A 25376-nucleotide genomic window follows, 5' to 3' on the forward strand; every position below is an offset into this window, starting at 1 on the left:
GGATGGAGCGCGGGCACGGGTCAACGCGACGGGCGGTGAGCCGGTGGGCGGGTCGCGGCGGCGGCGGTTCGCGCGGTGAGGGCGTGGGTGTGGGCAGGGGTCGGGTTGGTCGACTTGAGACGGGACGCGACCGCAGTGGGCATACGGGTGCCGTGGGCGAGGTCGGCGGCCACGGTGGAGCGGAGTGCGCCGAGCCGGGCCAGATGGCTCCGGTGCTGCTCCGGCGCGAGCGTGGTGATGTCGACACTCAGGGCGGCCCGTACGGCCGCGGGGTGTGTCGGGATGGAGGCGGCGCCCTGCGCGGACGCGCGGGATGGGTCGAGTCCGGCGGAACGGAGGGCTGCGGCTCGGGTGGTCCAAGGCGTGGTTCCGGTGATACCACGGGGCGGCGCACCGGAGCCGCCGCGCCGAGCGTCGGGACGGTGTGGAGTACGGTCCAGCGGGCGCCAACTCATCGTGCCCGTCAACTCGTTGAAGGTGACCTCGACCCTTGGGCGTGGGGAGCGAAGGCGGGCGGCGAGGGCCCGGTGGGCTTCCGCGCCACGCGCCTCGGCTCCCTGGGCCCCCGGTGCTCTGTCGTGGTTACTGACCATGAGCGTAGGGGGTGGGGTCGAGGGCGCGGGCCCGTTCGGTGAGGCGAGTCATGCGAGCGCGGGCCTTTTCCAATTGCTCCAGGTCGTCGGCGGCGGGGCCGGCCTCGGCGGCGAGGTCGGCCCAGACGGCGATCAGATCTCGGCCCAGGTGCAGACCCTGGAGCGGATCTCGGACCGCGCGCCAAGCGGCCGCCGCGCTCTGGATGTTGCCGTACGCGGCCCGCTGATCACGCAGTCGGTGACGGAGGCCGGCCAGGTCGAGCGAGAGGTGGAAGGAGCGGAGCGCGTCACCGGCCAAGTAGGCGATGTAGGCGGTGAGTTCGCGGAGCTTGAGCACCTCCGGGTGCTGCGGGCCCAGGGTCGCGGTCGCCTGCGCGAGGGTCGTCTCTGCCATCTCTGCGGCTTCCTGGATGCGGCCCAGCTTCACCGCCTCGTTGATGCGTGCCATGGACTCCGCGAGAGGGGAGACCGCACCGCCGTTCGTCTCCTCCGGCTCCAGTACGGCTTCGGCGACCGCGTCGAACTCCCGTACAGGAGCGGGTTTGGGGCCAGGGTCTTCTTCCTCGACCTTCCATTCGGGAGCACAGTAGCTGTCCGTCGCGGACTCCTCCGGAGAGGGGAGCGCGGAGGCCGGGGGGTGGACCACGGGCATCGGGGCAGGTGTCTGATGGCGGGTCGGCGGCCAGGCCTGAGGCTCCAGCGAGAAAAGCCTCGGCTCCTCGGACTCCCCCGAATCGGAAGGAGCTCCGTACGCCGGGCCAGGAACTTGCCCCTCCCCCTCGTTCGACGGCCACGGTTGCGGGTCCGGGGCGGGCACGGGTTCGGTGAGCGGGCCGAACTCGCCCGTCGGGGGTGCGACCGTACCTACGGCCGGAGCCGCGCCCTGCCTTCCGACGGATGCCGGAGTGGTGCTGTCGGCGTCGGCCGTGCTACGGGGGGGTACCTGGGGGAGGCTCGATGCCCCCGGCGACTGCTGGGGCGGTCCCTTCGGTTCCGGAACCTTGCGTAGGACGAACGTGGACGGCGCGACACGACCGGTCACCGACCCCGGCTGCCCTTGACTTGCCGCAGCGAGAGGCATCGTCCGGGGCTCCGTGTTCGGCCGCTCAGGTGTCACAGGAGCGAGGGACTCCGCCTCGGCCACCGGCTCCGCCGCTGTCAGCCGCATCGTGCTCGGCTCCCGCTTCGTCGGACGGGAGGGATCGACGAGTGCGGGTCCGCTGTGCTGTGACTGTCCGTGCGGGGCTTCCGAAGCCGCTGTCGGCCCGGCCTGTGGTGCCGCTTCAGGTACGGGTGACATGGCGGGGCCGTGCCTTGTCGAGGCCATCTCGGCCGAGGCTGACGGCTCGGTTGCCCAGCTCTCCACGGGCCCCTCGAACTCATGCCACGGCCCCTCAGCGGTCCGTGACACTGGGGGAGCTTCGGGCCCAACTGCCTGTTCCGGTACTGCCGACTCCGGCACGGCACGCAGTACATGGGTCGGCCTGTCGCGGCGCGCTGTCAGCGGGACCTCCGGACGCACGGCTGCGACAGAGGTGTCCGAAGGCCGCTCAGCGACAAACGCGGGCGTGCCCTCGCCGACCGGCTCTCGCTCGGCAATCACCCCCGGGGCGTGCACCGTCTCTCCGACCCGCACCGGCTCACCGGCATACTGGCTGGCACCGTCCACACACACCCGCAACGGCACCACGTACCCGATCCGCTCGTCGTGCACCGTCGCATGTACGGGGTGACCGGCAGCAAGGGCAATGCGGTGGAGATACCGAAGGACTGCGTCCTGGATCTCCTGGCCCTGCGCCGCAACAACCGATACGCCTCCGATCCATGCAGCGCCCGCGCCGGGACCGACCGCGGGAACGTGGACGTCGACCGGCACCGCTGCCGGGGCGGCCGAGCGCTTCTGTTCCCGCTTCTTCTCCCGGCTGAGTCGACGCATCTGTTCCCTCACTCTGTCGTGCCGGGGAACCGGCCACGTTTGGTACCCAGTCTCCCGGCTCGCTCACAGTTTCACGTCACCGCGGCGTCACAGACACGTCGCAGAAGCCTGGTCACCTCAGCCCGGTGACACATGGTTCAGCGCTTCGGCCCTCCATTGCCGGCACCCGGCTGTGGTGGCCCGGGCTGCCGGGGCACCCGCCAGGACCCTGTGCCGGCAGTCCTGCCGGTCTGCTGGTTCGAGGAGTTCTGCGATCCAGGAGTGCCCGGAGCCCCTCCCTTCAGGTGGAGTCCCGCTGCCCTGGCCACCGATGTTCCCCCGCTGCCGGCCTGCGGCGAGCGAGATACCCCTGATGCGCTCACGACCCCGCGCAGGTGCTCCTGCGGGGTCTTGCCGCTGCCGGGCGTCGGCGTGGTGGCGTCCTTGGCGAATCGCTTCTTCTCTTCGAGGGTCTTCAACTCACCGAACCGCTGCCAGAGCGGTTCGGCCGCCTGCTGGTTCACACCTGCGTGTTTGAGCGCCTTGTCCAGATCCTTGACGACGTTCTTGTCGCCACGTCTGACGAAGCTGTCCAGGACAACGGAGAGCTTGCCGTCGGTCTGCCCGTCCCTGGACACCCAGGACCGCACCTGGTCGGTGAACCTCTCCCGTGACTGCTGGAGTTCGCTCTTCCAGTCGCGACCCGCGTCGCGGCTGCGGGCGGTCTCCACCGCGCTGTCGTGCACAGCAAGCACAGCGGCCGCCTTGACGGCTTCACGCACCTTCGGATCGCGGTACTGCTCCGCGACGCGCACCGGATTGATGCCCACCAGCGGCTGCTGGTCCAACTGTTGCGGCAGTTGCTGAGGGCCCTGTGCGGTGACGTTCACCGGACTGCCCATCGGCCCGTGCAACGTCTCCTCGATCACACCGAGCGCGTCCTGGTTACCGAAGGTCTGCGAACGCTGCTCAGGAAGATACGACTGAGGAAGTCCCTGCCAGACAGCGTCCGGTTCCTGGTGGAAGACGTAGCCCTGTTTGGCCTCAGGGTGCGGGTCCTCCGGGGACAGTGCCAGAAACGCATACCTGCCCTGGATCTCCGTCTGCGGATAGGCCGCCGACATCAGCTCCTGCACCGTGCCCTTGAAGCTGGTGTCCACCACCGTGACCGAACTGTCCGGCAGCCCCATCGGAACTCCCGAGGCACGGAGGTAGTCCGTGAGGTGCCGGTAGGAACCGTCGACATCCGCCGGGTCCACCTTCCTGCGGGCACCTCGGAAGGCCTCGGCCTGTGGAAAACTCGCTCCGACGTTTTTCTCCAGGTCCTGGAGCGCCGCATCGACCACTGCCCTGGACACCACCACTTCACGGCAGTGCCGGTCGAAGAACTCCGGATCCAGCCCCCGCACGGCCGCGGCCAGGCTGTGACCGTCCCGGCCGAGGAAGGCGATCACTCTGTCGGGGTTCTGCCGGACGTCGACGCGCAGGTCGTCGAGCATGTCCGAAGCAACGGACACCATGAAGGGCGCGCTGTGCTCGCGGAAGGCCGTGTACGCCTCGTCCACCGCTTGCCGCTGTGCGGAGTCCTCAAGACCATAGGCAGCGTGGATGTCGGCCACTTGGCCGTAGAGTTCGTCAACCGGACGCAGATTCATCAGGATCCCTCTTCAGCCAGCTTCCAGGCCGGGTCCAGTCGTGGTGCGAGCCACTGCATGAAGGCGGGGTAATGGGCGGACAGGCTCAGCCAGACCGGCACACCCTCCCCGGAGCGGGTGGTTCGTCCGATGCCGTCCACCGCTACGGGCATCTTGTCGAACTCCACGAAGGGCAGTCGGAGCGCTGCCGACAGAGTCAGTGCGTCGTGCTGAATCGTGCCCGCGTGGAAGCGTTCGAACCACTGCCGCATGTGTGCCACCAACAGGGCGGCCCATCCAGGCGCACCGGGTGCGGCAAGTACCCCGTGGACCGGGTGGTCGGGCGTGATCTCGATGGCCGTGTTGAACGTGACCTCAGAGGTGACGAAGTACGGCGTCGGCAGCAGGCCCTTACCCACCGCGTCGAAGACCCTGTGCACGGCCGGAACGTCCAGCCGGAAGTTGTGCTCGGCCCGGCTGGGGTCGCGGTAGTTCAGGGCACCGCCCATCTGGGTGACGTGGAGCCGGGAAGCCAGTTCGGGAGCGGCGTCCAGAACCAGCGCGAGATTGCTGAGCGGGCCCATGCCGACCCACCGCACGGGTCCCGGCACGGCCGCACACACCGCTCGCACGGCAGCTACGACATCAGTCGGCTGCGCAGGCAGGTCATCGGGCACCAGGCCCTCCGCACAGAAGTACTTGGTGTCCCCGAGAGAGACACCTGAGGCGACCGCGACATCGGTACGCCCGGTCAGGTCCAGCAGCATCCTGGCGAACCTCGCCCGCGCCCCGTAGCCGATGGCCGGTCCGGTCTCGTCGCTGGTCAGCACAAGGGCCAGTTGCGGCACGGAACGAGCCGCAGCCGCGACCGCCAGGGCGTCGTCGGCGTCCCCGCCGATGTCCGTATCGATGATCACCGGCGCGGTGCGGAGGTCCTCCGGCCAATTCCCCGTGGCTCGCATCTGGGCACTCAGTGCGTCCAGGCCCGACCCCGGAAGGGCTTCCCCCAATTCGACGAGTGCACGCCACTCGGCTCGGATGTCCTCTCGGGAGACGGGTTCGTCATCACGGCTCTCGCCCATGTCCACCTTCTCTTTCTCTTTTGGCGGTGCCGCTGTTTCTCCGCCCCGGACTGACGGGACGGAGAAACAGCGGCCTGGAAAACAGCGCAGCCTCAACTCGCCAGTGAGGTCATTGCCTTGCTCGGCGTGCGCGTTCGGTGAGGCGGTCCATGCGGGCGCGGGCCGCCTCAAGCTGCTGCATGTCGGCACCGGCCGGGCCGCCGCCGTCGACGACCAACTCGCTCCACAAACTGATCAGTTCTCGCCCTATGGTCAGTCCTTGCGACGGGTCTCGCACGGCTCGCCACGCTGCGGCCGCGCTCTGCACGTTGACATAGGCCCGTACGTCTCCTTGCCGTCTGCGTATCTTGGCGAGATCTATGGACAGAGCGAAGGACCGCTGCGCGTCACCCGCCAAGTAGGCTATGTAGGCGGCCAGTTCACGCAACTGGAGCACTTCGGGGTGATCTTCTCCCAAGGACTTCGTCGCCGACGCGATGCTCTGTTCCGCCATCGCCGCCGCCGACTCGATCCGGCCTCGCTGAACGGCCTCGTTGATCCGCAGGACAGGCTCGGCCAAGAGCGACGGGGCGACTGAAGCGGTCGTGGAGGCAGAAGCCGTCCGGGGCTCGGCGAGGGCCGCGGATGCGGTGGCGGGCTCTGGGGCAACGCGCACGGCGGGCTCCGGCGCCGGTGCGGGCCCCTCTGCGGGGGGCAGCTTCGTACTCGGTTCGGGCATCGCGGCAGCAGGAGTCGGCACATGCGTCGCCTGTTGCGGCACGGGGCTCCGCCCTGGCTCGTCGGCTGTCCGGACGGTTGCCGTGACCGCGTCCACGGCCAACGGCACCGGCTCGCCCGCGAAATGGCTCGATCCGTCCGCGACGACCTTCAGTGGAGTACTGAACCCGATGCGCTCGTCGTGGATCGTCGCGTTCACCGCATGCCCCGTGGCGAGCACGAGCCGGTGGAGATAGTTCAAAACCGCGTCCTGAACGCTCTCACCGGGGCCGGCGGCAACGGGCAGACCACCCACTGTGACCTGTCCGTGCACCGGCACGTGCACCTCGATGGGGGTGAGCGCCGACACGGGATCTTGTCCGGGCTCGGGCCGGCTCCCGGGACGCTGCTTCTCGCCGCGACCGAATCTGGACATTGCTTCCCTCACTGGGCGGAAGAGTGCGCGGGGGTGCCGGTGGCGGAGGCGGACGGACTCTCCGGGCTCGGCGGGTCCACAGCCTCGACCACGTTCACATCATCCACACGCCAAGCTTTGCCCGAGGCAGAACGTACCAGCTTGAGGTAGGCGTTGAGCCGCGGGCCTCGGCCGCTCCAACCGTCCCGGCCCTGTGCCTCCCCCTCCACGACGAGGTTGCGGTAGGCGACCTTCGCGCCGTCCTTGGGAGCGTCGTCCTCCAACTCGACGCTCGCCGTCACCGTGGTCCAGGCCTGATGCCGCGCCCAGACGATCCAATCGTCCCCAGGGCCGCTCGCCGCACGGTAGGAGCGCTCGATCTTGGCCCGACCCTTCGTACACCAGCGCGTCGCGCGCAGCAGGGCGTCGTGGGGGCTCGCGTCGTACTTCGTGTCGTAGCCGTACGCCAACTCGGCCCACGCCTGGGAGACCGCGGTGGCGTCGTTGTCATCCACGGCTCTCTGCACGGGCACATGCGCGTCGAGGCCGAGCGGTTTTCCGGACGGCACCGGCGCCTTGGGGGCGATGGAGGGCTTCGCCGTTACCGATGACCCGCCATTCTGTCCGGTGTCGATCTGGCGGTGATCGGGCAGTCCGCATCCCGACAGCAGAGCGAGTCCGGTGGCAGACGTGAGCAGCCCGGTCATGGCCCTGCGCAGGGTACGGCCAAGACGTGCCTGCCGAGCAGGCCCACCCGCGTGTGTTCGTGTCTCCGCCGTCCTCATGGGGTCCCCTCTTCCACTACTTCAGCCCCAGCCACGGTGCCGGATCCACGTACTTCTCATTCTCCGTGACTTCGAAGTGGGCGTGCGGACCGGTCGAAAAGCCCGTGGAGCCGACCGCTCCGACCCGCTGGCCGACCTTGACCTGCTGCCCGACGGAGACAGCGATGGCCGACATGTGGTTGTACGTCGTGGTGACCTTCTTGCCGTTGATCGTGCCGTGGGAGATGACCACACGGTTGCCGTAGCCGTTGGACCAGCCGGCGAAGGTCACCTTGCCGTCCAGGGCGGCGAGGAACGGCGTGCCCGCGGGTGCCCCGAAGTCGATGCCCGTGTGCAGCTTGTAGACATGCAGGGTCGGGTGCATGCGCATGCCGTAGGGCGAAGTGACCAGCAGCTTGCCCCGCAGCGGTGCGGCCATCCGCTGGCCTGCGGGGATCTCACCCGGCGGATCGTCGACCGACTCGTACTTCGATATGAGCGACTTGATGCGAACAACGTAGTTCCGCGTCTCGGTGTACGGCGGTATGCCTCCGTACTGCTCAACCGCTCCCGGACCGGCGTTGTACGCGGCGAGCGTCAGATCGAGGGTCTCGCCGGACGCCTGCCCGTTCTTCTTGTATCCCTCGACCTGCTTGGCGAGGGCGCAGTCATAGCGCCCTTGCGCCATGATCGCGTCACCCGGGTCGTACGGCGACACACGGCCGTTGCCGTCATCGTCCCTGCCCCACGTCGTCCAGGTGCCGGGCATGAACTGGGACAAACCCTCCGCCCCCACCGGCGACTTGGCATTGGGGTTCCAGCCCGACTCGGCCTCGATCTGGGCCGCGATGACAGCCGGTTTGATCACGTCGCACATCGCACCGGCCTTCAGGACCCAGGGAACGTACTGGGCGGGTACCGCGCCGTCGCTGAGGCCCTCGCCCACGCCGCTCCCTTGCGCCTCGGCTTCGACGTCACCTCCCACGCCGACCATCATGACCACAGGAAATATGATCATCGCCACTCCGCCCAGCACCACCCATGTGGTCGGGCTTCCCCCGTTCTGCGACATTCGCTCCCCTCGGATCAAGTAGCCGTGCGACACGGTCAGTTGAGTCTCACAAGCAACGGCCTTCGCGTAAGTAACCACCGGGTCACGAACTTGTCCCAAGGCATCGCGTGGTATTACCTGTCACTCTGACATCAGAGATCATCAAACCGTAATCCGTAATCCAGCACGGGGGGAGCACCGGCGGTGCAAGGGAGCACGCCAGGCGGACCGGAAATCTGGCTTCGGGGCCCGGTCGCAACGCCTGGGCAACCGGCACCACCTCCGCCCGTGGTGGAAGTTCCGGCGGTCCGGGACCAGTTGGCCTGGGTGGCCGTTCACGGTGGGGCGGGTGCGTCGACGCTGGCCACCGTCTTCGGCGGCGTCGACATCGGCCGCGCCTGGCCCCGGCCAGACCGAGGAGAGCCTGGCTCCGTGGTGTTGGTGGCCCGTACGCATGCCGCCGGGCTGCTGGCGGTGTCCCAGACACTCGATCTCTTCCGGCGCGGGGAACAACCGCCAGGACTCACCCTCGTCGCTGCGGCGTTGGTGGCGGACGCACCCGGACGCCTGCCGCGTCAACTGCTTCAGCGCATCAAGGTGATCAGCTCGGCCATCGCCGTCCACCGGGTGCCTTGGGTGCCCGCATGGCGGACCGGGGACCTCACCACTCCCGTGCCGCGCGAGATCGCGGCGCTGAGCCGACTGCTCACGGACGCGCCACCGCATTCGGAAAGACCATGACGAGGAGCATCAGTGGCGACCCCCACGCCCTTTGACGACAGTCCGCCGGATCCCATCGAGATCAGTCCCACGGTCACCAGCAGCCTCGACGTGGTTCTCGGCTACATGGCTTGGCTTGTCTCCGCCGCCGCGGTGGCAGGTCTGCTGTTCATCGGAATCCGTATGGCGATCGCCGTACGGAACGGCGGTCGCGACGAGTACCTACGAGAGTTTCTCCTGGTGATGAGCGCCTGCGTACTCGGCGCCACGGCCGGACCGGTCGTCAGTTCCCTCTTGGGCTGAACTTGCCGATCGATCAGGTCCGGAGCGCACCGGATCGGCCGGAGTGCCACAGCACCTCATGCGACGATACCTCCACCCAATGTCGCGGTCATGTCACCACCGGGTGTTGATTCGCTACATGGCTTGGGCAACGAAGCTCAAGCCGTCACTCTCGTTTGGCCACCAGTACGTCATCGGCCCAAAGGGCCAAACTATCGGGGAGAAAGCATGTTCAAGACACTCGCGGGCAAGGTTCAGCACGAATTGCTGGCCGCTCCGACCCCCAAGGCGGATGCACCCGAGGCCCTCACCAGCAAGGTCGACACCGTCCTCGGCCTTCTTGCCTGGGCGGGCACAGCGGCCGGAGTGGCCGGCGTGCTGATCACCGGCGCCATGATGGCGATCTCCATGCGACGGGGTGAAGGCTCCGAGCACATGGGCCGTCTTGGCATGGTTCTGGGCGGCTGCATCCTGGTGGCCACGGCCGGCCCGATCGTGAACTTCGTCTTCTAGACCGATCTTCTGGAGCCAGTGAGAGGAAGATCGACGGTGGTGAACTCCGGCCAGCCTCAGGGAGGCAGCGGAGAGTGGGAGAAACCGTTCTGGCAGCAGCGTGGCTGGATCCTGTCGGCCACGTTCCTTCTGGCCCTGCTCTTCATGGGGGTCGTCGGCGTGGCTGTCGGCGGCAACGAGACGACACAGGCGGACCAGGATCCGACCCCGGCCCCGAGCCCGACCGCCACGCAGGCCGGCGACGGGACCGCCGACACCCGCCCCGCGGGCTGCCGTACCGACGACAGCGACCAGGAGAAGCCCACCGCGGTCCCCAAGGACTTCCGGTGGAAGGCCAACGGCACCACTATGGTCCCCGTCTCGAAGAGCGTCGGCCCGACCAAGTACGACGGCCCCGTCTGGTACTGCTTCGCGCACACCCCGATGGGCGCGGTGCTCTCCGTGCATTCCATCACCGACCACCTCGGTTACGCGGGCTGGCGTGAGGTCATCGAACGACAGGTCGTCCCCGGCAAGGGACGCGACGCTCTCGTCGCCAGCCGTTCCCAGGAGGAGGACCGTTCGAAGTCGGGCAAGGCCGAAGCCAGCGGATACTCCGGCTTCACCGTGCTCTCGTACAGCGAGGATGCCGCGACTGTGATGGTCCTGGTCCGCAGCCCCAATGCCGGTGTGTACGGCACCGCTTCGGTCAACGTGGCCTGGCACGACGGTGATTGGAAACTCGCCCCCGAACCGGACGGCACCATCTACTCCGGCGTGGCGCAGGTCAGCGGTACCAACGGCTTCGTCACCTGGGAGGCGTGAGATGGCCGACTGCTCCGCACTGATATTCGACTGCATCGGTTCGGGCCTGGAATGGGCCCTGAACTCGGGCGGCGAGGCTCTCGCCGCCGGTGGCGTCCTGGCCTTCGCCAAGGCGATCGGCGAAGCGACCTCGGAGGTCCTCAAGTCACTCACCGGGGTCTGGATCAACGTCAAACCGGTAGGCCCAGAACCTGTGATCCTCGAGATCAAGGGAGCGACCAACATGTTGGTCGCCTATGTGGCCGTGGCCTCCCTGCTGTTCGCCTGCATCCGGATGGCCGTCGACCGACGAGGCGAGTCGATGAAAGTCGCCTTCATGGGGATGTGGAGAGTCCTCCTCGTCGGCGCCCTCGCTGTCCCGGTGATGCAAGCGCTCACCGCGGCGTCGGACACCTATGCCGCCAACGTCTACGAGGCGTCCAACCTCGGTGACCAGGCCGAGACGATCCTGGGCGTCATGACGATGCACTACCCGGGGCTGATGCTCATCTTCGGCCTGCTCGTCATCCTCTCCACCCTCGTGCAGATCTGTCTGATGTACATCCGCATCGGCGTCATGATCCTATTGGTCGGCACGCTTCCGCTTGCGGCCGTGTCGTCGATGACCGGATGGGGCGAGGGCTGGTGGAAGAAGCACGTCGGCTGGCTGGCGGCCTGGCTGCTCTACAAGCCCGCGGCCGCTCTCATCATCTACTCGGCCACCGCGATGACGAGGAACCCCAACGACGTGGGCCAGGTCATCGCAGGCATGGCCATGCTGGCCATGGCCACCTTCGCTCTCCCGGCCCTGCTCAAGCTGATCGTCCCCGCCACGGCGGCGCTCGGCGGTACCTCCGGTGGCACGGTCGCCCTCAACTTCGCCAACAACGTGGCCAGCGGGGCGGTCAGCCTCGCGGGTGGCTCCGGCGGGGGTGGCGGGGGTGGCGGGGGTGGAGGCGGGGGAGGCAGTAGCGCGTCCGGTCCGAAGGGCTCGCCTTCCGCAGGCGCCGGAAGCCCGTCCGGTGGTGGTGCGGCAGCGGGCGGCGCGAGGAGCGCGGGTGCTGCGGGCGGAACAGCCGCCGCGGGTGCCGCGACCGGTGGCGCGGCCGTCGCCGTCCAGGCCGCAGCTGTCGTCGCGCAGGCCCAACTCTCCGCAGCCACAGAGGTCATGAACTCCCTCGACGACAACGACGGGATGAAGGGCCACAACCAGTAGCCCGTCGGAACGCGACACTGTTCCGGGCCGGGGAAGACCCCCGGCCCGGCCGACCCTCACGTGCCAGGCCACGGGCCCGCGCAAGCCGGAAGAAGGAAGAGCCATGTCCAGCGACGCCATGACGCGTCCCACGTACGGGAACTGGCGGCGCCCTCGCCGCCCCGGACTCGGCCCACTGGGCCTCCTCGGTACCGTCGTCGCCTTCGGCGGACTCCTGGTGGCGCTACTCGCATCGCTGGTCTCCATCGTCGCGGCCGTCGTTGTACTCGTGCCCGTGGGGCTCTTCCTCGCCCCACTCGCTCTGCGCACGATGGACGGCCGCAACGTCTATCAGCTCCTCGCCATCCGCATCGGCTGGATGAAACGCAAGGCGAACGGCTCGACCACCTACGTCTCCGGTCCGCTGTCCCGCCGCCCCGGAGGCCGCTTTCAGCCCCCCGGCCTACTCGCCCGTACCAAGATGCACGAGGGCCGTGACGCCTACGACCGTGCGTTCGGCGTGATCCACCACCCTGGCCGCAACCTCTACACCATGGTGCTCTCCTGTGAGCCCGACGGCGGCTCGCTGGTGGATCCAGAGCAGGTAGATGTCTGGGTCGCGTCGTGGGGCGACTGGCTGGCCCGGCTGTCTCACGAGCCGGGTCTGCGGGGCGCCCAGGTCGTCGTGGAGACCGCCCCGGACACCGGGACCCGGCTCGCCGCCGAGGTCCTGCCCCGTCTCTCGCCCGACGCCCCCGCCGCGGCCCGCGCGGTGATGGAGGAGGTCGTCGAGCGCTACCCGTCCGCCTCCTCCGAGATGCACACGTACATCGCGCTGACGTACGGCCCGGCCGGTGGCCCGAAGCGGGACACCGAAGACGTGATCACAGACCTGTCCATGCGGCTTCCAGGTCTGTTGTCCGGGCTGGTCGCCGCGGGCGGCGGGTCCGCGTACCCGCTGTCGGCCGAGCGTCTTGCCGAGATAGTGCGCGTGGCCTACGACCCGGCCATCGCGCCCGATGTCCTCAGCGCCCGTGCCGAACACGCCAAGACCGGTTTGGAGTGGGCCGATGCCGGCCCGGCGGCCGCGGTCGAGACCGTCAACGCGTACCGGCACGACTCGGGTGTCTCGCGCACCTGGATGCTGACCCTCGCCCCGCGCGGCACCGTCCGTTCCAGCGTGCTGCGGGGTCTGCTGGAGCCCGCCGCGGGCACCCGCCGCAAGCGAGTCTCACTGATCTACCGGCCGATCGACCCGGCGACCTCCGCCCGGATCGTGGAGTCCGACCGTCGCTCCGCCCACTTCATGGCCAGCTCACGAGGCGGCCTGGTGGAAGCACGCGCCACGTCCGAGGTACGGGCGGCGGAACAGACGGCTGCCGAAGAGGCCTCCGGTGCCGGTCTCGTGGAATTCTCGATGATGATGACGGTCACCGTCGACAGCGAAGAGGAACTGGCGGATGCGTCGATCACCGTGCGCAATCTCCAGGCGTCCTCACGCATCCTGATGCGTCCCGCCGACCGTATGCAGGCATCGGCGTTCACCTGCACACTGCCCGTCGGTCTGCTCCCGTGGGAGCACACCCTCGTTCCTTACCAGATAAGGGAGGCGCTGTGAGCGACAGCAAACAGAAGCGACCGCCCCACCCGGCCACGGCCCCACCGCGCGGCTGGTACGGACCGGGCGGCGGCCAGGTCGGCCATGTCGACCCGCCCACGATGTGGCGGGCGACGACCGTGCAGGCGTGCGGTCTGTGGCCCTTCGCTGCGGGATCGGGCGCGCCCATGACGGGCGTACCGCTCGGTCAGCATCTGCACACCGGCGCGACCGTGTGCGGGGACCCCATCTCCTGGTTCACCCGCGCCCGCTACATCTCCAACCCCTCTCTCTTCATGCTCGGTATGCCGGGCCTCGGCAAGTCCACGCTGGTCAACCGGATGCTGATCGGCATGTCGGCGACCGGCATCACCCCACTGGTCCTCGGCGACCTCAAGCCGGACTACGCGGACACCGTCCGGGCGCTCGGTGGTCAAGTGATCTCCATCGGACGAGGAGTCGGCGGCATCAATGTCCTCGACCCCGGCGCGATGGGTCAGGCGGCGGCACGGATCGGTGGTGAGCGGGGGCGGGTGCTGGCAGCGGAGGCACACGGCCGCGTCCTGAACATGGTGGCCGCGCTCATCACGATCGTGCGCGGCCGGCCGATGGACGACCACGAGCAGTCGGTCCTCTCCGCCTGTCTCCACCACCTGACGGAGCGGGCCGAGCCGGGACGACCCCCGCTCCTTCCCGATCTGTTGCGCGTTCTCGACGAAGGTCCGGACCGGGTCCGCGCCGTGACCCTGGACCGTGGCAACGAGGCCCGCTACCAGGAGGCCGTCGACCCCCTGCACCGCTCGCTCCTCGGTGTCCTGGACGGTCCGCTGGGCGACACGTTCGCCACCGAGACGTCGACCCGTATCGACCCCGCCTCACCGGCCGTCTGCGTCGACATCTCCCGTATCGGTGAAGCCGACACTCAGCTCACGGCCGCGGCGATGCTCGCCGCCTGGTCGGACGGCCTCGGCACAGTGGCGGCCGCCCACGCCCTCGCAGATGCCGGCCTCGCGCCCCAACGCTGGTTCTTCACCGTCCTCGACGAACTGTGGCGTCCGCTCCGCGCCGCCTCCGGCATCGTCGAACGCATCGACGCCCTCACCCGCCTCAACCGCTCCCTCGGCCTCGGTGACGCGAAGATCACGCACACGCTGAAGGACGCGGAGGCTCTCGGCAGCGAGGCGGACCGGGCCAAGGCACGCGGTTTCGTCGAGCGGGCCGGAATGGTCGTGTGCGCGGGGCTGCCGCGCACCGAGATGCGCGAACTGGGCGAGATCGTCGGCATGTCGGAGCGGGAGATCGAGCTGGTCTCGTCCTGGTCCTCGCCACCTGGCTGGGCCAGCACCGGCGGCAACGAGGAACCCCCCGGCCGAGGTCGGTTCCTCATCAAGGTCGGTGGCCGTCCCGGCATTCCGATCAAGGTGTCCATCACGGACACGGAGCGCAATCTGCACAACACCAACACCCGATGGACCGGGAACAAACTGAACCTTGCGAAGCCGCCGGAGGCATCAAGATGAGTGCGCGCCCCGCGCGCAAGGGCCAGTCCGCAGGCGACGACCTGCTGCCCTGGATCATCCCGGGCGTGGCCGCCCTCGTCGGCGGCGTCTTCGCCGGTGCCTGGCTAGGCGGCACGCTCGGCGCCGCCGTGTCCACCGGCGGCTGGAATCCGCCGCCGTTCTCGCTGGACACTTTGGCGACCTTGGTCCAGGACGGTCCGGCGGCACTGTGGCCCAAGGCGTCAAGCGGCGCCGTGACAGCCGGTATCGCCACCGTATTCGGGGTGTTCGTCGCCCTCCTTGTCGCCCTTGTCATCATCGTGCGCGGCCGCGGTAAGCGCCCCGAGGGCCTCGCCGGCCGCAAGGAACTGGCCGGCCTCCTCCCCAAGGGCGCCGCCGACCGCGCCCGTTCGCTACGCCCGTCGCTGGCCAAGACCGCCAAACTGGAACCGGACCAGACCGGCAATCTCCTGGGCGATCTGGAACCCAGCGGGCCCGAGCTGCGCTCAAGTTTCGAGGACGTCGAGCTGGACCTGATGGCCCCGCGCGCCGGCAAGTCCACCGGCATCGCCGTACCCCGTGTCCTGCGCGCACAGGGCAGCGTTCTGCTGACCTCCAACAAAGCGGATGTCTACAGCGTCACCCGAGCGGAACGCGAACGCAGCGGCCAGGTCTGGGTATTCGATCCGCAGGGCATCGCGCACACCCCGCGCGGCATGTGGTGGGACATGCTTGCCGACGCCGCCACCATTGAGGGCGCCAGACGGCTCGCCGGCCACTTCGTCGGCGCGGTCAACGACGACGCGTCGAAGCGCGACTTCTGGATCTCAGCCGCTCAGAACACACTCACCGCGCTCTTCCACGCCGCCAACCGTGGCGGGCGCGGCATCGACGAAGTGTTGACCTGGCTGGCCGACCCGGCCGACCGCACCCCCATCGACCTACTGCGCGACGCGGCCATGCCGGCACTCGCCGATCAGTTGCAGGGCACCATTCAGGGTGCCGTCGAGACCCGGGACGGCATCTACGAGACGGCCCGACAGTGCGCTGCCTGCCTTCTCGACCCGGCGATCGCGGCGTGGGTGACGCCGGACCCGCGGATGCCGCAGTTCCTGCCGGACCAGCACGTGCTCTCGCGCGACACCCTCTACCTGCTGTCGAAGGACGGCGGTGGGTCGGCCGCGGGCGTCATCGCGGCGGCCGCGGACTCGATTCTGCGCGCCGGTGTCATCGCCGCCGAACGAATGGGGGGTCGGCTGGACCCGCCCATGACGGCGGTGCTGGACGAGGCCGCCAACGTCTGCCGTATCTCCGATCTTCCCGACCTCTACTCCCACCTCGGCTCCCGCGGCATCAACATCGTGACTCTGCTGCAGAGTTACCGCCAAGGGGTGCGGGTCTGGGGCGAGGCCGGGATGGACGCCCTGTGGGGCGCGGCCACCATCAAACTGCTGGGTGCCGGTCTCGACGACGCGGACTTCGTGGAGAAGGTGTCCCGGCTGGTCGGCGAGCACGACGTCTCGACGGTCAGTTACTCCAAGAGCAAGGACGGCCGCTCCCGCTCCACCTCCTACCGCTTGGAGCGCATCCTGCCTGCGGACCGCATCCGCGCCCTCCCCAAAGGCACCGCGCTGCTCCTGGCCACCGGCATCAAGCCCGCCATGATCAGACTCCGCCCGTGGTACGCCGAACCGGGCGCCGATCGCATCCAGGCCGCCGCCCAAGCCGAGGTGAAGGCCATCACCGCCCGCGCCGTGGAGAAGGCCGTCCGATGACCACAGCCCAGGAACAGACCGGAGCAACGCCCTTCATCCTCTATCTCGACGGCGCGGACTACGACGAGGAGATGCGCAACCTTGCCCTGTGGGTCTCGGATCTCCTCCTGCCCGTCTACGGCCGCGAGGTCAGCTCGCAACAGCCCTGGTGTCCCCGCTGGTGGGAGCACCTGGAGGCAATCGCACGGCTGCACGCCCTCTGGCTGGCCTGGCAGGAGTGCACCGATCCAACGGCCGGCGCCTCCGGCCCCGCCGTATGGCACCGCGACCACCTCGGCCCCGTGCTCGCCGAACTGCGCTCCCCCGTCGGGCCGTTCGCGGGCTGCAAACAGGGCAGCCATCGAGCGAAGGCGGTGCCGACGGTCGAGGTGTACGACGGCTGATTATTCCGGAACGGCCGCCGGGTGCACTGGACAGTCCACCGGATGTACCCGAAAGGCATGATGTCGTCCGAGACGACCGAGGCTGTCGAGAACACCACTGGCACGAGAAGGAACAGAAGATGAGCAGGACGAAGGCAGTCGTCGCCGTGGCCCTGGCAGGGGTCCTGATCGCGGGTTGCAGCTCCAGCGACAATGGTGGCTCGGGCACTGACCGGAATGGCAAGGATCCCGACGCCAAGACGCCCACCTTGACGAAGCTCACCGTGCCCTCCGCGTACAAAGGCGGCGAAGGGTGGGACCAAGAACTCGACTGGGTTCCGGAAAGCACCGAGGCGGACATGCCGGTGACCACGGACGGGGAGACGGTTGCCTACATCCTCCGCTCCGGTGACGGATACACGGTGCAGGCACGCAACAGCACCACGGGCGAGGTCCGCTGGGCAAGCGCGCAATATCAGGCACCAACCGTGATCACGGACAAACCTTCCTATGGATACGACGAGGACAACGTCGAAATTCCGCAGGTCACCGTCGTCCGGCAAGGCGGCCGTGCGTACGTGGCAGCCTGGGCACATGGTCACGAGGAAGGAGATGCCCTCAGCAAGAGCAAGGAGGTCGTACGAGTTGACCTCTACGCAATGGACTCTTCAGGCACGTCCGTCGCCCCCCTGCACCGTGTAGCCGTACCCGTCACAGCCAGAGGGCATACGCTCAAGGTCTACGACGGCGGGAACGGAGCCGGGCTGGTTGTCACATGGGAAGAGTACTCCGAAAGGCTGGGGGCCTCGATCAACGCCACTAGCGGCAAGCTCACGGAGTACGACCCTGCCGACGTGCGGATTCCCAAATGCCATTCCAGTTGCATAAGCAGCGAGGTCGTGGCAGTCACCCCGAACGGTCCAGTGGCAGTGCACGATCTGGGCGGATTCGGCCTCGTGAATGGATGGTCCTCCCAGGACGTCGCGCCGGAGGACGCCGACTCCGGCAAGGACACGTACTCCGGCGGGTATGTGAGCGGAGATATCGCCGGTGTCCACGCGGGCATGCTTCTCGCGACCTGGAAGGGCGCCGACGACCTGAACACCACTGTCTGGTCCGCGCACGATCTGGACACCGGCCGTCTTCTGGCCGGGGTGGAATGCGACACGGACGCTCCTGAGGACGTGTCCGACGCACTGGCCTCGCCCAACGGCCGTTACCTCGCCCTCGGTTCCGTCGTCCTTGACGTCAAGTCAGGCACAGGACTCTGCCTGGCCGGCGACGACACCCACCGTGCCATCAACGTGCGTGCCCTCATGGACGACGGCACCGTGTACGGAGAGACCGACTCCGACAACGGAGACACGTCCGCAATCGAGCTGAACGTGAAAACCGATACACCGAAGGCCCTGTCCGAGAGCACGCAGCTCCCGGCCGCGGTGCTGAAAGGGGGAGCGGTGTTCACCTTGCGGGAGAACGGCGCGGGGCTGAGCATCCACTTTCGCAAGGAGCGCTGAGATCGGCCGCGCCCGACAGAGCTTCCGGGAATGGAAGATCACATAGGCCACGTCCCTTCCATACTCAGGATCGCCATATGACGGGTCTTCAGGCGGAGTCAGCCTCCTACGAGCGGTGGCATTCGGCGGCGGCTCGCCTGCTGTGGGCAGAGGAACATCCGGTCTGGCGGCCGGGGTACGCGAGCAAGGGTGTCGGCTGGTCCAAGGAGCGCTTGGCTCCCTGACTTGCGTCGGAGGCCATCATGCTGTCCCGGTGAAACCGAAACGCCACCGGCCGAAGAACCTCCCGCCCCTGCCCGGCACCTGATCTCGCGTCGCGCGCCGGGCGATGGGGACCGGTCCTCGGCCTCCGGGAAGCCCGCACGGACTGGACGACCCGTTTGGACGCTGATCCGGGGTATTTCGTTGAGGACTCAGTCGCGGCGGCTCGTCGTCAGCTCTCCGCTTGCCGGCCCCGACTGGGCCATGGAACGCTTCAAGGACTTCCAAGACGCCGACTACCGCCGTCGAAGTCGTGTTCGTGCCGTCGACGCCGCTCACAGCCAACTGGACATCATCGACCGATACAGCGCATGCGGGAGGAACAGGGCTACGGGCGTTGGGTGGACGACACATGGCACGGCACCGCTTACGGCCGCGTCCCGGAGACCGCCGACGCCACCGATTGCGCCCAGGTGGCGGCAGCGTGCACGTCGGCCTGCGCGGTGCGAGATCGTACACAGCAACAAGCGGACCTCTGAGGGAGATTGGCGTCAATTCGTGTCCACGCGGGATGTGATCGAATGTGAGCGCGCACAGCCTTGCAGTGACCAGAAGAAGGCAAGCTTCCAGGATCAGGTCCGGTTTCTGGCCTCCCGAGTACCGGAGGACCTGCGACCGCTCCTCGCTCCCACAGCCGAACGCGGACAGGCCCGTGCCACTGGGGTGACGCCCCAAGCCCCGGCGAGAGCGGAGCCATCGCCTGCAGCCCGCGCCGAGCGAGCCGCTTGCCACCGGCATCGCAGCCGCCGCAGCGAGATGCAGCAATTCCCGCTGCGGCCAGGGGAAGGAACGGGCTGCGGCCGCCACCGCATCGCCGCCAAGGGCGGGCACCGTGCCTGCGGCGGCCCCGACCATATCCACGTCGGTGTCTTGAGCGGAGTCAGCCGCGTCGATTTGGACGGCGTCCGCCCCTGGCCGAACGACAGGGCTGGCTGCCCCCGGCAATCCGACGCCGCCGTCTCAGCCGCCTCGCCCCGCAGTGTCCATCAGTGCCTCGCCCCGCAGGCGGCAGCACGACGGGCCACAGCCGTGGCGAGCCGCTCATGACACCTCCGACATCGTCGAGCTTCCCGCTCACTGCCCTCACCTCACCCCTTGTTCCCCTTCCGCACGACGACTTCGCGATGCCTTCGGCTCAGCAGATCGCCTCGGCTGTCCGAACCGGCGAGGTGATGGCCGTCGATGTCGTCGCGGAGGCGCTGGCTCGGATCGAGCGGGTCGAGGCGACGCTGTGTGCGTTCGTCGAGGTGTGGGTGGAGGAGGCGTTGGGGTGGGCGCGGGAGGTGGATGGGCGGGTCGCCGGGGGTGAGTGGTTGGCGTTGGCCGGGGTGCCGATCGCGGTGAAGGGGCGGAACGGGCGGCGTACGGCGGCCGCGCGGGCGCTGGTCGCGGCCGGGTGCGTCCCCGTGGGGGCGACCTCCGTGCCCGGCCCCGGCACCCCCTGGCAGACCTGGGGCCTCGGTTCCGGCGGCCGCACCCTCAACCCCTGGCGGGCCGACCGCACTCCGGGCGGCTCCTCCGCCGGGTCCGCGGCCGCGGTCGCCGCGGGCCTGGTGCCGATGGCGACCGGCTCGGACGGCGCCGGCTCGGTCCGCATCCCGGCCGCGTGGTGCGGCGTCGTCGGCCTCAAGACCACGAACGGCCACCTCCCCTCCCCCGACCGCACCGGCCTCGCCGCCCCCGGCGTCCTCACCCGCCACGCCTCGGACGCGGCGGCGTACTGGCGCTGCGTGACAGCGACGAACGCCTCCCAGAACCCGACGCACGCGGGCGAGGGAGCCCCCGGCCGGGAAGCCCCGGGCCGAGGCACCCTCAGCGGGAGCAGTTCGGAGCACGAGGGCCAGCAGACGCCGACATCGACCGAGGCACCCGAAAGCGGGGCGACCGGAGCCGGACCGGCTGGAGCCGGGCCGACCGGAGCCGGGCCGACCGGAGCCGGGCCGACCGGAGGCGAGGGGACCGGAGGCGGGGGGACGGAAGGCGGGGGGACCGAAACCGGACCGGCCGGAACTGGGGCGAGCGGAACCGGACCGGCCGGAGCCGGGCCAGCCGGAACCTGGCCGACCGGAGGCGGGGGGACCGTAACCGGGCCGACCGAAGGCGGACCGACCGGAGACGGGGCGGCCGGAGACGGGGAGACCGAAACCCGTCCGACCGGAGGCAGGGGGACCGGAACCGGACCAACCGAAACCGGACCGACCGGAGACGGGCCGACCGGAGCCGGGGAGACCGAAACCGGTGCGATCAAAAGCGGAGCGACCGAAGGCAGGGTGCTTGAAACCGGGTCGGCCGGAACCGGGCCGAGCGGAACCGGACCGGCCGAAGCCGGCGCAGCCAATGCAGCCCGGGCGGCCCAAGCGACCCGTACGGCTGGGATCGACGCCGCGCGCCCCGCCCGAGCGGCCGAGGCACGCGTGGCCGGGGCGAGCGATGCCCAGGAGGCGGCCCGCCGCACTGAATCGGCCCGCCCGGCCCGGCCCGAAGCAACGCCCCCAACCACCCCGACCACGCCCCCGTCGGGCGACCATCCCCCGGCCCCCGGCCACGCCCCGTCTCCGCCCCTCGCCGTCTGGTCCGCCGACCTCGGCTTCGCCGACACCGATCCCGAACCCGCCGCCATCGCCCACGGGGCCGCGCTACGCCTCGCGGACGCGGGCCTCGTACGCCTGCTCGTACGGCGACCGGACCAGCCCCTGCACCTGCGGGACCCGGCCCCGGCCTGGCTCACCCTCCGCACCACCCCGACGCCGCACCCCACCCGGACACCCGACCCCACCCCAACACCGCACACCACCCCGACACCCGACCCCACCCCAACACCGCACACCACCCCGACACCCGACCCCACCCCAACACCAGACACACCCCCCACCCCCCTCCAAGCCGCCCAAGATCTCCGCGCCGAGAACGACCGGCGGCTCGCCGCGCTCTTTGCCCAGGTCGACCTGATCCTGACGCCCACCACGCCCAATGCGCCGCACGGCCACGAAGGGCCCGGTGACCGCTACTCCACGGCCCTCACCTGGGCGTTCAACCTCAGCGGGCACCCGGCGATGAGCATCCCGGCCGGTGTCGACTCGGACGGCTGCCCGGTCGGGCTGCAGTTGGTGGCGCGGCACGGTGAGGAGGAGCTGCTGCTGCGGGTCGCGGCCGCCGCCGAAGCCACCACCACAACCGCAGCCACAGCCACAGCCGAAGTCGCAGCCACAACAGCCACAGCCGCACACGCCCCTCCAGCCACCCCACCGCCCCAGCCCCCGCCCCCGTTCACCCCCGCCCACCCGTCCCCCACCCCAGAAGCGGAGCCCCCCGTATGAGATGGACCGTCCACAGTGAGCGCACGCTCCACGACACCCCCTGGATCCGGCTGCGGTCGCTGGATGTCGAGCGGCCCGACGGGGGGCGCGGCGACTACCACGTGGTCCGGCTGCGGGACCTCGCCGTCACCGCGGCCGTCGACGGCCGGCAGCGGGTCCTGATGATGTGGCGCCACCGCTTCGTCACGGACACCTGGGCGTGGGAGCTGCCCATGGGCTTGGTCGAGGACGGCGAGCGGCCCGAGGAGGCGGCGGCGCGGGAGCTGGAGGAGGAGACGGGGTGGCGGCCGGGGTCGCTGCGGGAGTTGGTGTACGCGCAGCCGGCGGCCGGGATCACCGACACCCAGCACTTCGTGTTCCGCACGGACGACGCCCGACACGTCGGCGAGCCCACGGAACGCAACGAGTCCGACCGTCTGGAGTGGATCCCCCTGACCGACGTGCCCGGTCTGATCGCCCGCCGGGAGATCGTCAGCGGCGCCACCCTCGTCGGCCTCATGGCCCTGCTCCTGGAGCTGCCGCCGCCCCCGGGTCCGGCCGCGGCGGTGTGATCCCATGCCCCCCTCGACATTGAATGCATGCGCATATATTGTCCATGCACGTAACTGTCGCGCGCCACCTACCCAGGGGGACCCCATGACCCGCCGCTTCCTCTTCGTGCTCGGCAGCAGCCGGCCGGACGGCAACTCCGAGATGCTGGCCCGGGCGGCGGCCGAGCAACTGCCCGAGGGGGTCGAACAGCGCTGGCTGGACCTCGCGGAGCACCCGTTGCCGGACTTCGAGGATCTGCGGCACGACAGCGACCATGTACGGCCGGAGGGCGACAACCGGGCGCTGCTGCTGGACGCCACGCTCGCCGCCACGGACCTCGTGATCGTGTCGCCGCTGTACTGGTACTCCGTGTCCGCCCACGTCAAGCGCTATCTCGACCACTGGTCGGGCTGGCTGCGCACCCCGGGGCTCGACTTCAAGAAGAACATGGCCGACCGCACCCTCTGGGGCGTCACCGCGCTCGCCCACTACGAGGAGGAGGTCGCCGAGCCCCTCATCGGCACCCTCAACAACTCCGCCGCGTACCTGGGCATGCGGTTCGGCGGAGTCCTGCTGGGCAACGGCAGCAAGCCCGGTGACGTCCGGCGGGACACGGCGGCCCTGACCCGCGCGAAGACGTTCTTCACCGAGCCCCAGGACCAGGAACCGCCGTACGCCCGCTTCCCGTACGACCTCGACCAGGCCGCCGCCTGAGCGCGCCGGGCGGGGCGGGCGGGGCGGGTGCGTCAGGCCGTGATGTCCTTCGCCGTGAACCTCGCCCACGCCGCCGAGCCGAACACCGCCGCGTACAGGGCCTGGAGGCCGAAGTTGCGTTGCAGGTCCTCCCAGTAGACCGGCTCGCGCATGAGGTCGGCGAAGGAGAGCCAGTAGTGGGAGAAGAAGTACGGGTGGAGGGCGTCGAGCTGGGGGATCTGATCGAGGATCTGGACGGTGATCAGAAGCCCGACCGTGGTGGCCATCGCGGCGATACCGCTGTTGGTGAGGGTCGAGATGAACAGCCCGAGGGCCGCGATCCCGATCAGTGACGCGGCCACCGCCAGCGCGATCAGCAGCGCCCGCCACAGCCCCTCGGCGAAGCTGATCCGCGTGCCGGAGATCGTCGTCAGATCCCCGAGCGGGAACAGCAGCGCCCCGACCGCCAGCGCCGACGCGGCCACGACGAGCGTCGCGACCAGGCAGAACGTCATCGTCGTCGCGTACTTGGTGAGCAGCAGCCGGGTCCGGCCCGCGGGCGAGACCAGCAGATAGCGCAGGGTGCCCACGTTCGCCTCGCCCGCGATGGCGTCTCCGGCGATGACGCCGACGGCCATGGGCAGGAAGAAGGGCAGCGTCGCGGCCAGGGCCGTGAAGACGAGGAAGAGTCCGTTGTTGGTGATCTGCGCGATGAACGCGGGCCCGCCACCGCCCCCGCCGTCCGGACCGCCGCCCATCGACGACCCGTCACCCGTCTCGATCCGCACCGCGATCCCGACGAGGATCGGCACCGCCGCCAGCACCCCGAGCAGCGCGAGCGTCCGCCACCGCCGGAAGGTCGTCAGCAGTTCGTTGCGGAACAGCCCGAAGGTCCACAGCGGGCTCGGTTCGCGGGTCGCCGCCGTCCCCGTCGACCCGGTCGCCTTGGTGGACCCCGCCGTCTCGAACGTCTCGATCGTCTCGGCCGACCCGGTCGTCTCGGCCGACCCGGTCGTCTCCGTCGTCCCGGTCGTCTCCGTCGTCCCGGTCGTCTCCGTCGTCCCGGTCGTCTCCGTCGTCCCGGTCGTCTGCGTCGTCCCCGTCGGCTCAGCCCGCGACATCGAAGCCCTCCCCCGTGAGCGCCACGAACGCGTCCTCCAGGGAGGCCCGTTCGAGGGCGAAGCCGCGGACGCGGACGCCCGCGGTGACCAGTGCGGCGTTGACTTCGGCGAGGTCACGGTCGGGTGGTGGCGGTTCGGCCGTAACCCGGTCCCCCTCCGTCACGGTCACGTCCCCGACGCCCTGTTCCTTGAGCACCCGGGCCGCGTCCGCCGTGTCGGGGGTGGTGACGACGAGGCGGCCCCGCGCGCCGGCGGCGAGTTCGGCCACCGGGCCCTGGGTGAGGAGCCGGCCCTTCGCCATGACGGCGACATCGGTGCACACCTGCTCGATCTCGTCGAGGAGGTGCGAGGAGAGGAAGACGGTGGTGCCGTCGGACGCCAACTCCCGTACCAGGGCCCGGATCTCCCGCATGCCCTGCGGGTCGAGCCCGTTCGTCGGCTCGTCGAGGACGAGGAGGCGGCGCGGCTGGAGCAGGGCAGCCGCGAGGCCGAGCCGCTGCTTCATGCCCAGCGAGTACGCCTTCGCCTTCTTGCCCGCGGCGGCCGTGAGCCCCACCCGGTCCAGCGCGGACGCGACCCGCGTACGCCGGGTGCGCGGGTCAGCGGTCGGGTCGGCGGAGTCGTAGCGCAGCAGGTTGTCACGGCCGGAGAGGAAGCCGTACAGCGCGGGGCCCTCGATGAGCGCGCCGACGTGCGGGAGGACGGTCCGGGTGGAGCGGGGCATGGGCCGGCCGAGGACCCGGGCCGTGCCCGAGGTCGGCTCGATCAGGCCCATCAGCATGCGGATGGTGGTGGTCTTGCCCGAGCCGTTCGGGCCGAGGAAGCCGAAGACGCTGCCGCTGGGCACCGTGAGTTCCAGGTGGTCCACGGCCACCTGACCGCCGCGGAAGGTCTTGGTCAGCCCCTGCGTGTGGATGGCTGCGTCGCTCATGACTCCCTCGGGTACGCGCGATGGTCGGGTACGCCCGGTGGTCGGGTACGCCCGGTGGGCCGGGACGGTCGCCTCGCCGCCCCGGCCCACCGGCCGACATGCACCGCTCCGCCGTTCCGCCCCCGGGGA

At 69.6% G+C, this 25376-nt stretch carries 21 protein-coding genes and 2 pseudogenes; 14 read left to right on the top strand and 9 right to left on the bottom strand.

Features of this window, described 5'->3' with window-relative positions; translation table 11 throughout:
• Positions 1-20: 20 nt before the first annotated feature.
• The 7 genes from ACZ7MG_RS09605 to ACZ7MG_RS09635 form a co-directional block, all read right to left on the bottom strand.
• The gene (locus tag ACZ7MG_RS09605) at positions 21-593 is read right to left on the bottom strand and encodes a hypothetical protein (protein ID WP_471385257.1); all 573 of its coding nucleotides are present in this window, start codon (positions 591-593) and stop codon (positions 21-23) included.
• The gene (locus ACZ7MG_RS09610; protein ID WP_471385255.1) at positions 583-1245 is read right to left on the bottom strand and encodes a hypothetical protein; all 663 of its coding nucleotides are present in this window, start codon (positions 1243-1245) and stop codon (positions 583-585) included. The genes ACZ7MG_RS09605 and ACZ7MG_RS09610 overlap by 11 nt, the downstream gene beginning before the upstream one ends.
• A gap of 1421 nt (positions 1246-2666) precedes the next feature.
• Entirely contained in the window at positions 2667-4163 is a 1497-nt protein-coding gene (locus ACZ7MG_RS09615; RefSeq protein WP_471385253.1) for an ABC transporter permease, read from the bottom strand.
• Positions 4163-5104, bottom strand: coding sequence for a nucleoside hydrolase (locus ACZ7MG_RS09620; RefSeq protein WP_471385252.1), 942 nt, complete (start codon positions 5102-5104; stop codon positions 4163-4165). Before ACZ7MG_RS09620 ends, ACZ7MG_RS09615 begins: the two co-directional genes overlap by 1 nt.
• A gap of 229 nt (positions 5105-5333) precedes the next feature.
• Positions 5334-6290: a hypothetical protein gene (locus tag ACZ7MG_RS09625; protein ID WP_471385251.1), complete on the bottom strand. Its 957-nt coding sequence runs from the start codon at positions 6288-6290 to the stop codon at positions 5334-5336.
• A gap of 74 nt (positions 6291-6364) precedes the next feature.
• Entirely contained in the window at positions 6365-7042 is a 678-nt protein-coding gene (locus ACZ7MG_RS09630) for a hypothetical protein (protein WP_471385250.1), read from the bottom strand.
• A gap of 94 nt (positions 7043-7136) precedes the next feature.
• Positions 7137-8117, bottom strand: a complete 981-nt coding sequence (locus tag ACZ7MG_RS09635; RefSeq protein ID WP_471385249.1) for a peptidoglycan DD-metalloendopeptidase family protein — start codon at positions 8115-8117, stop codon at positions 7137-7139.
• Between the two features lie 321 nt (positions 8118-8438).
• On the opposite strand from ACZ7MG_RS09635, the gene ACZ7MG_RS09640 reads away from it, so the two are divergent.
• The 14 genes and pseudogenes from ACZ7MG_RS09640 to ACZ7MG_RS09705 all read left to right on the top strand — a co-directional run bounded on the left by ACZ7MG_RS09640 (position 8439) and on the right by ACZ7MG_RS09705 (position 23216).
• Positions 8439-8891: a DUF6668 family protein gene (locus ACZ7MG_RS09640; protein ID WP_471385248.1), complete on the top strand. Its 453-nt coding sequence runs from the start codon at positions 8439-8441 to the stop codon at positions 8889-8891.
• A gap of 12 nt (positions 8892-8903) precedes the next feature.
• The gene (locus ACZ7MG_RS09645) at positions 8904-9173 is read left to right on the top strand and encodes a hypothetical protein (RefSeq protein ID WP_471385247.1); all 270 of its coding nucleotides are present in this window, start codon (positions 8904-8906) and stop codon (positions 9171-9173) included.
• A 207-nt stretch (positions 9174-9380) separates the two neighbouring features.
• Positions 9381-9665, top strand: a complete 285-nt coding sequence (locus tag ACZ7MG_RS09650) for a hypothetical protein (protein WP_471385246.1) — start codon at positions 9381-9383, stop codon at positions 9663-9665.
• A 36-nt stretch (positions 9666-9701) separates the two neighbouring features.
• A complete protein-coding gene (locus ACZ7MG_RS09655; RefSeq protein WP_471385245.1) occupies positions 9702-10469 on the top strand; it encodes a DUF8175 domain-containg protein in 768 nt (255 codons plus the stop codon).
• A gap of 1 nt (position 10470) precedes the next feature.
• The gene (locus ACZ7MG_RS09660) at positions 10471-11664 is read left to right on the top strand and encodes a hypothetical protein (protein WP_471385243.1); all 1194 of its coding nucleotides are present in this window, start codon (positions 10471-10473) and stop codon (positions 11662-11664) included.
• Between the two features lie 103 nt (positions 11665-11767).
• Positions 11768-13261: an SCO6880 family protein gene (locus tag ACZ7MG_RS09665; protein WP_471385241.1), complete on the top strand. Its 1494-nt coding sequence runs from the start codon at positions 11768-11770 to the stop codon at positions 13259-13261.
• Positions 13258-14760 carry an ATP/GTP-binding protein gene (locus ACZ7MG_RS09670; protein WP_471385240.1) on the top strand — a complete coding sequence of 501 codons (1503 nt, stop codon included), beginning with the start codon at positions 13258-13260 and terminating at the stop codon, positions 14758-14760. The genes ACZ7MG_RS09665 and ACZ7MG_RS09670 overlap by 4 nt, the downstream gene beginning before the upstream one ends.
• Entirely contained in the window at positions 14757-16514 is a 1758-nt protein-coding gene (locus ACZ7MG_RS09675; RefSeq protein WP_471385238.1) for a type IV secretory system conjugative DNA transfer family protein, read from the top strand. Before ACZ7MG_RS09670 ends, ACZ7MG_RS09675 begins: the two co-directional genes overlap by 4 nt.
• On the top strand, positions 16511-16897 hold the full coding sequence (locus ACZ7MG_RS09680) for a DUF4913 domain-containing protein (RefSeq protein WP_471385236.1): 387 nt from the start codon (positions 16511-16513) through the stop codon (positions 16895-16897). The genes ACZ7MG_RS09675 and ACZ7MG_RS09680 overlap by 4 nt, the downstream gene beginning before the upstream one ends.
• A 119-nt stretch (positions 16898-17016) precedes the next feature.
• Positions 17017-18393: a hypothetical protein gene (locus ACZ7MG_RS09685; protein ID WP_471385235.1), complete on the top strand. Its 1377-nt coding sequence runs from the start codon at positions 17017-17019 to the stop codon at positions 18391-18393.
• Positions 18394-19778: 1385 nt separating this feature from the next.
• Positions 19779-20432 (top strand): annotated as a pseudogene (locus ACZ7MG_RS09690) (amidase family protein); the annotation flags it as partial.
• Positions 20433-21311: 879 nt separating this feature from the next.
• Positions 21312-21971: pseudogene (locus ACZ7MG_RS09695) on the top strand (amidase family protein); the annotation flags it as partial.
• Positions 21968-22522, top strand: a complete 555-nt coding sequence (locus ACZ7MG_RS09700; RefSeq protein WP_471385234.1) for an NUDIX domain-containing protein — start codon at positions 21968-21970, stop codon at positions 22520-22522. The pseudogene ACZ7MG_RS09695 and the gene ACZ7MG_RS09700, both read left to right, overlap by 4 nt.
• An 85-nt stretch (positions 22523-22607) precedes the next feature.
• Positions 22608-23216, top strand: a complete 609-nt coding sequence (locus ACZ7MG_RS09705; RefSeq protein ID WP_471385232.1) for a flavodoxin family protein — start codon at positions 22608-22610, stop codon at positions 23214-23216.
• Positions 23217-23248: 32 nt separating this feature from the next.
• Here ACZ7MG_RS09705 and ACZ7MG_RS09710 read toward each other — a convergent pair whose 3' ends face one another.
• Together ACZ7MG_RS09710 and ACZ7MG_RS09715 are read right to left on the bottom strand one after the other, a co-directional pair.
• Positions 23249-24316 carry an ABC transporter permease gene (locus tag ACZ7MG_RS09710; protein ID WP_471385230.1) on the bottom strand — a complete coding sequence of 356 codons (1068 nt, stop codon included), beginning with the start codon at positions 24314-24316 and terminating at the stop codon, positions 23249-23251.
• On the bottom strand, positions 24303-25247 hold the full coding sequence (locus ACZ7MG_RS09715) for an ABC transporter ATP-binding protein (RefSeq protein WP_471385228.1): 945 nt from the start codon (positions 25245-25247) through the stop codon (positions 24303-24305). The genes ACZ7MG_RS09710 and ACZ7MG_RS09715 overlap by 14 nt, the downstream gene beginning before the upstream one ends.
• Positions 25248-25376: the final 129 nt, after the last annotated feature.

Source organism: Streptomyces sp. NPDC107538 (genome assembly GCF_055657445.1).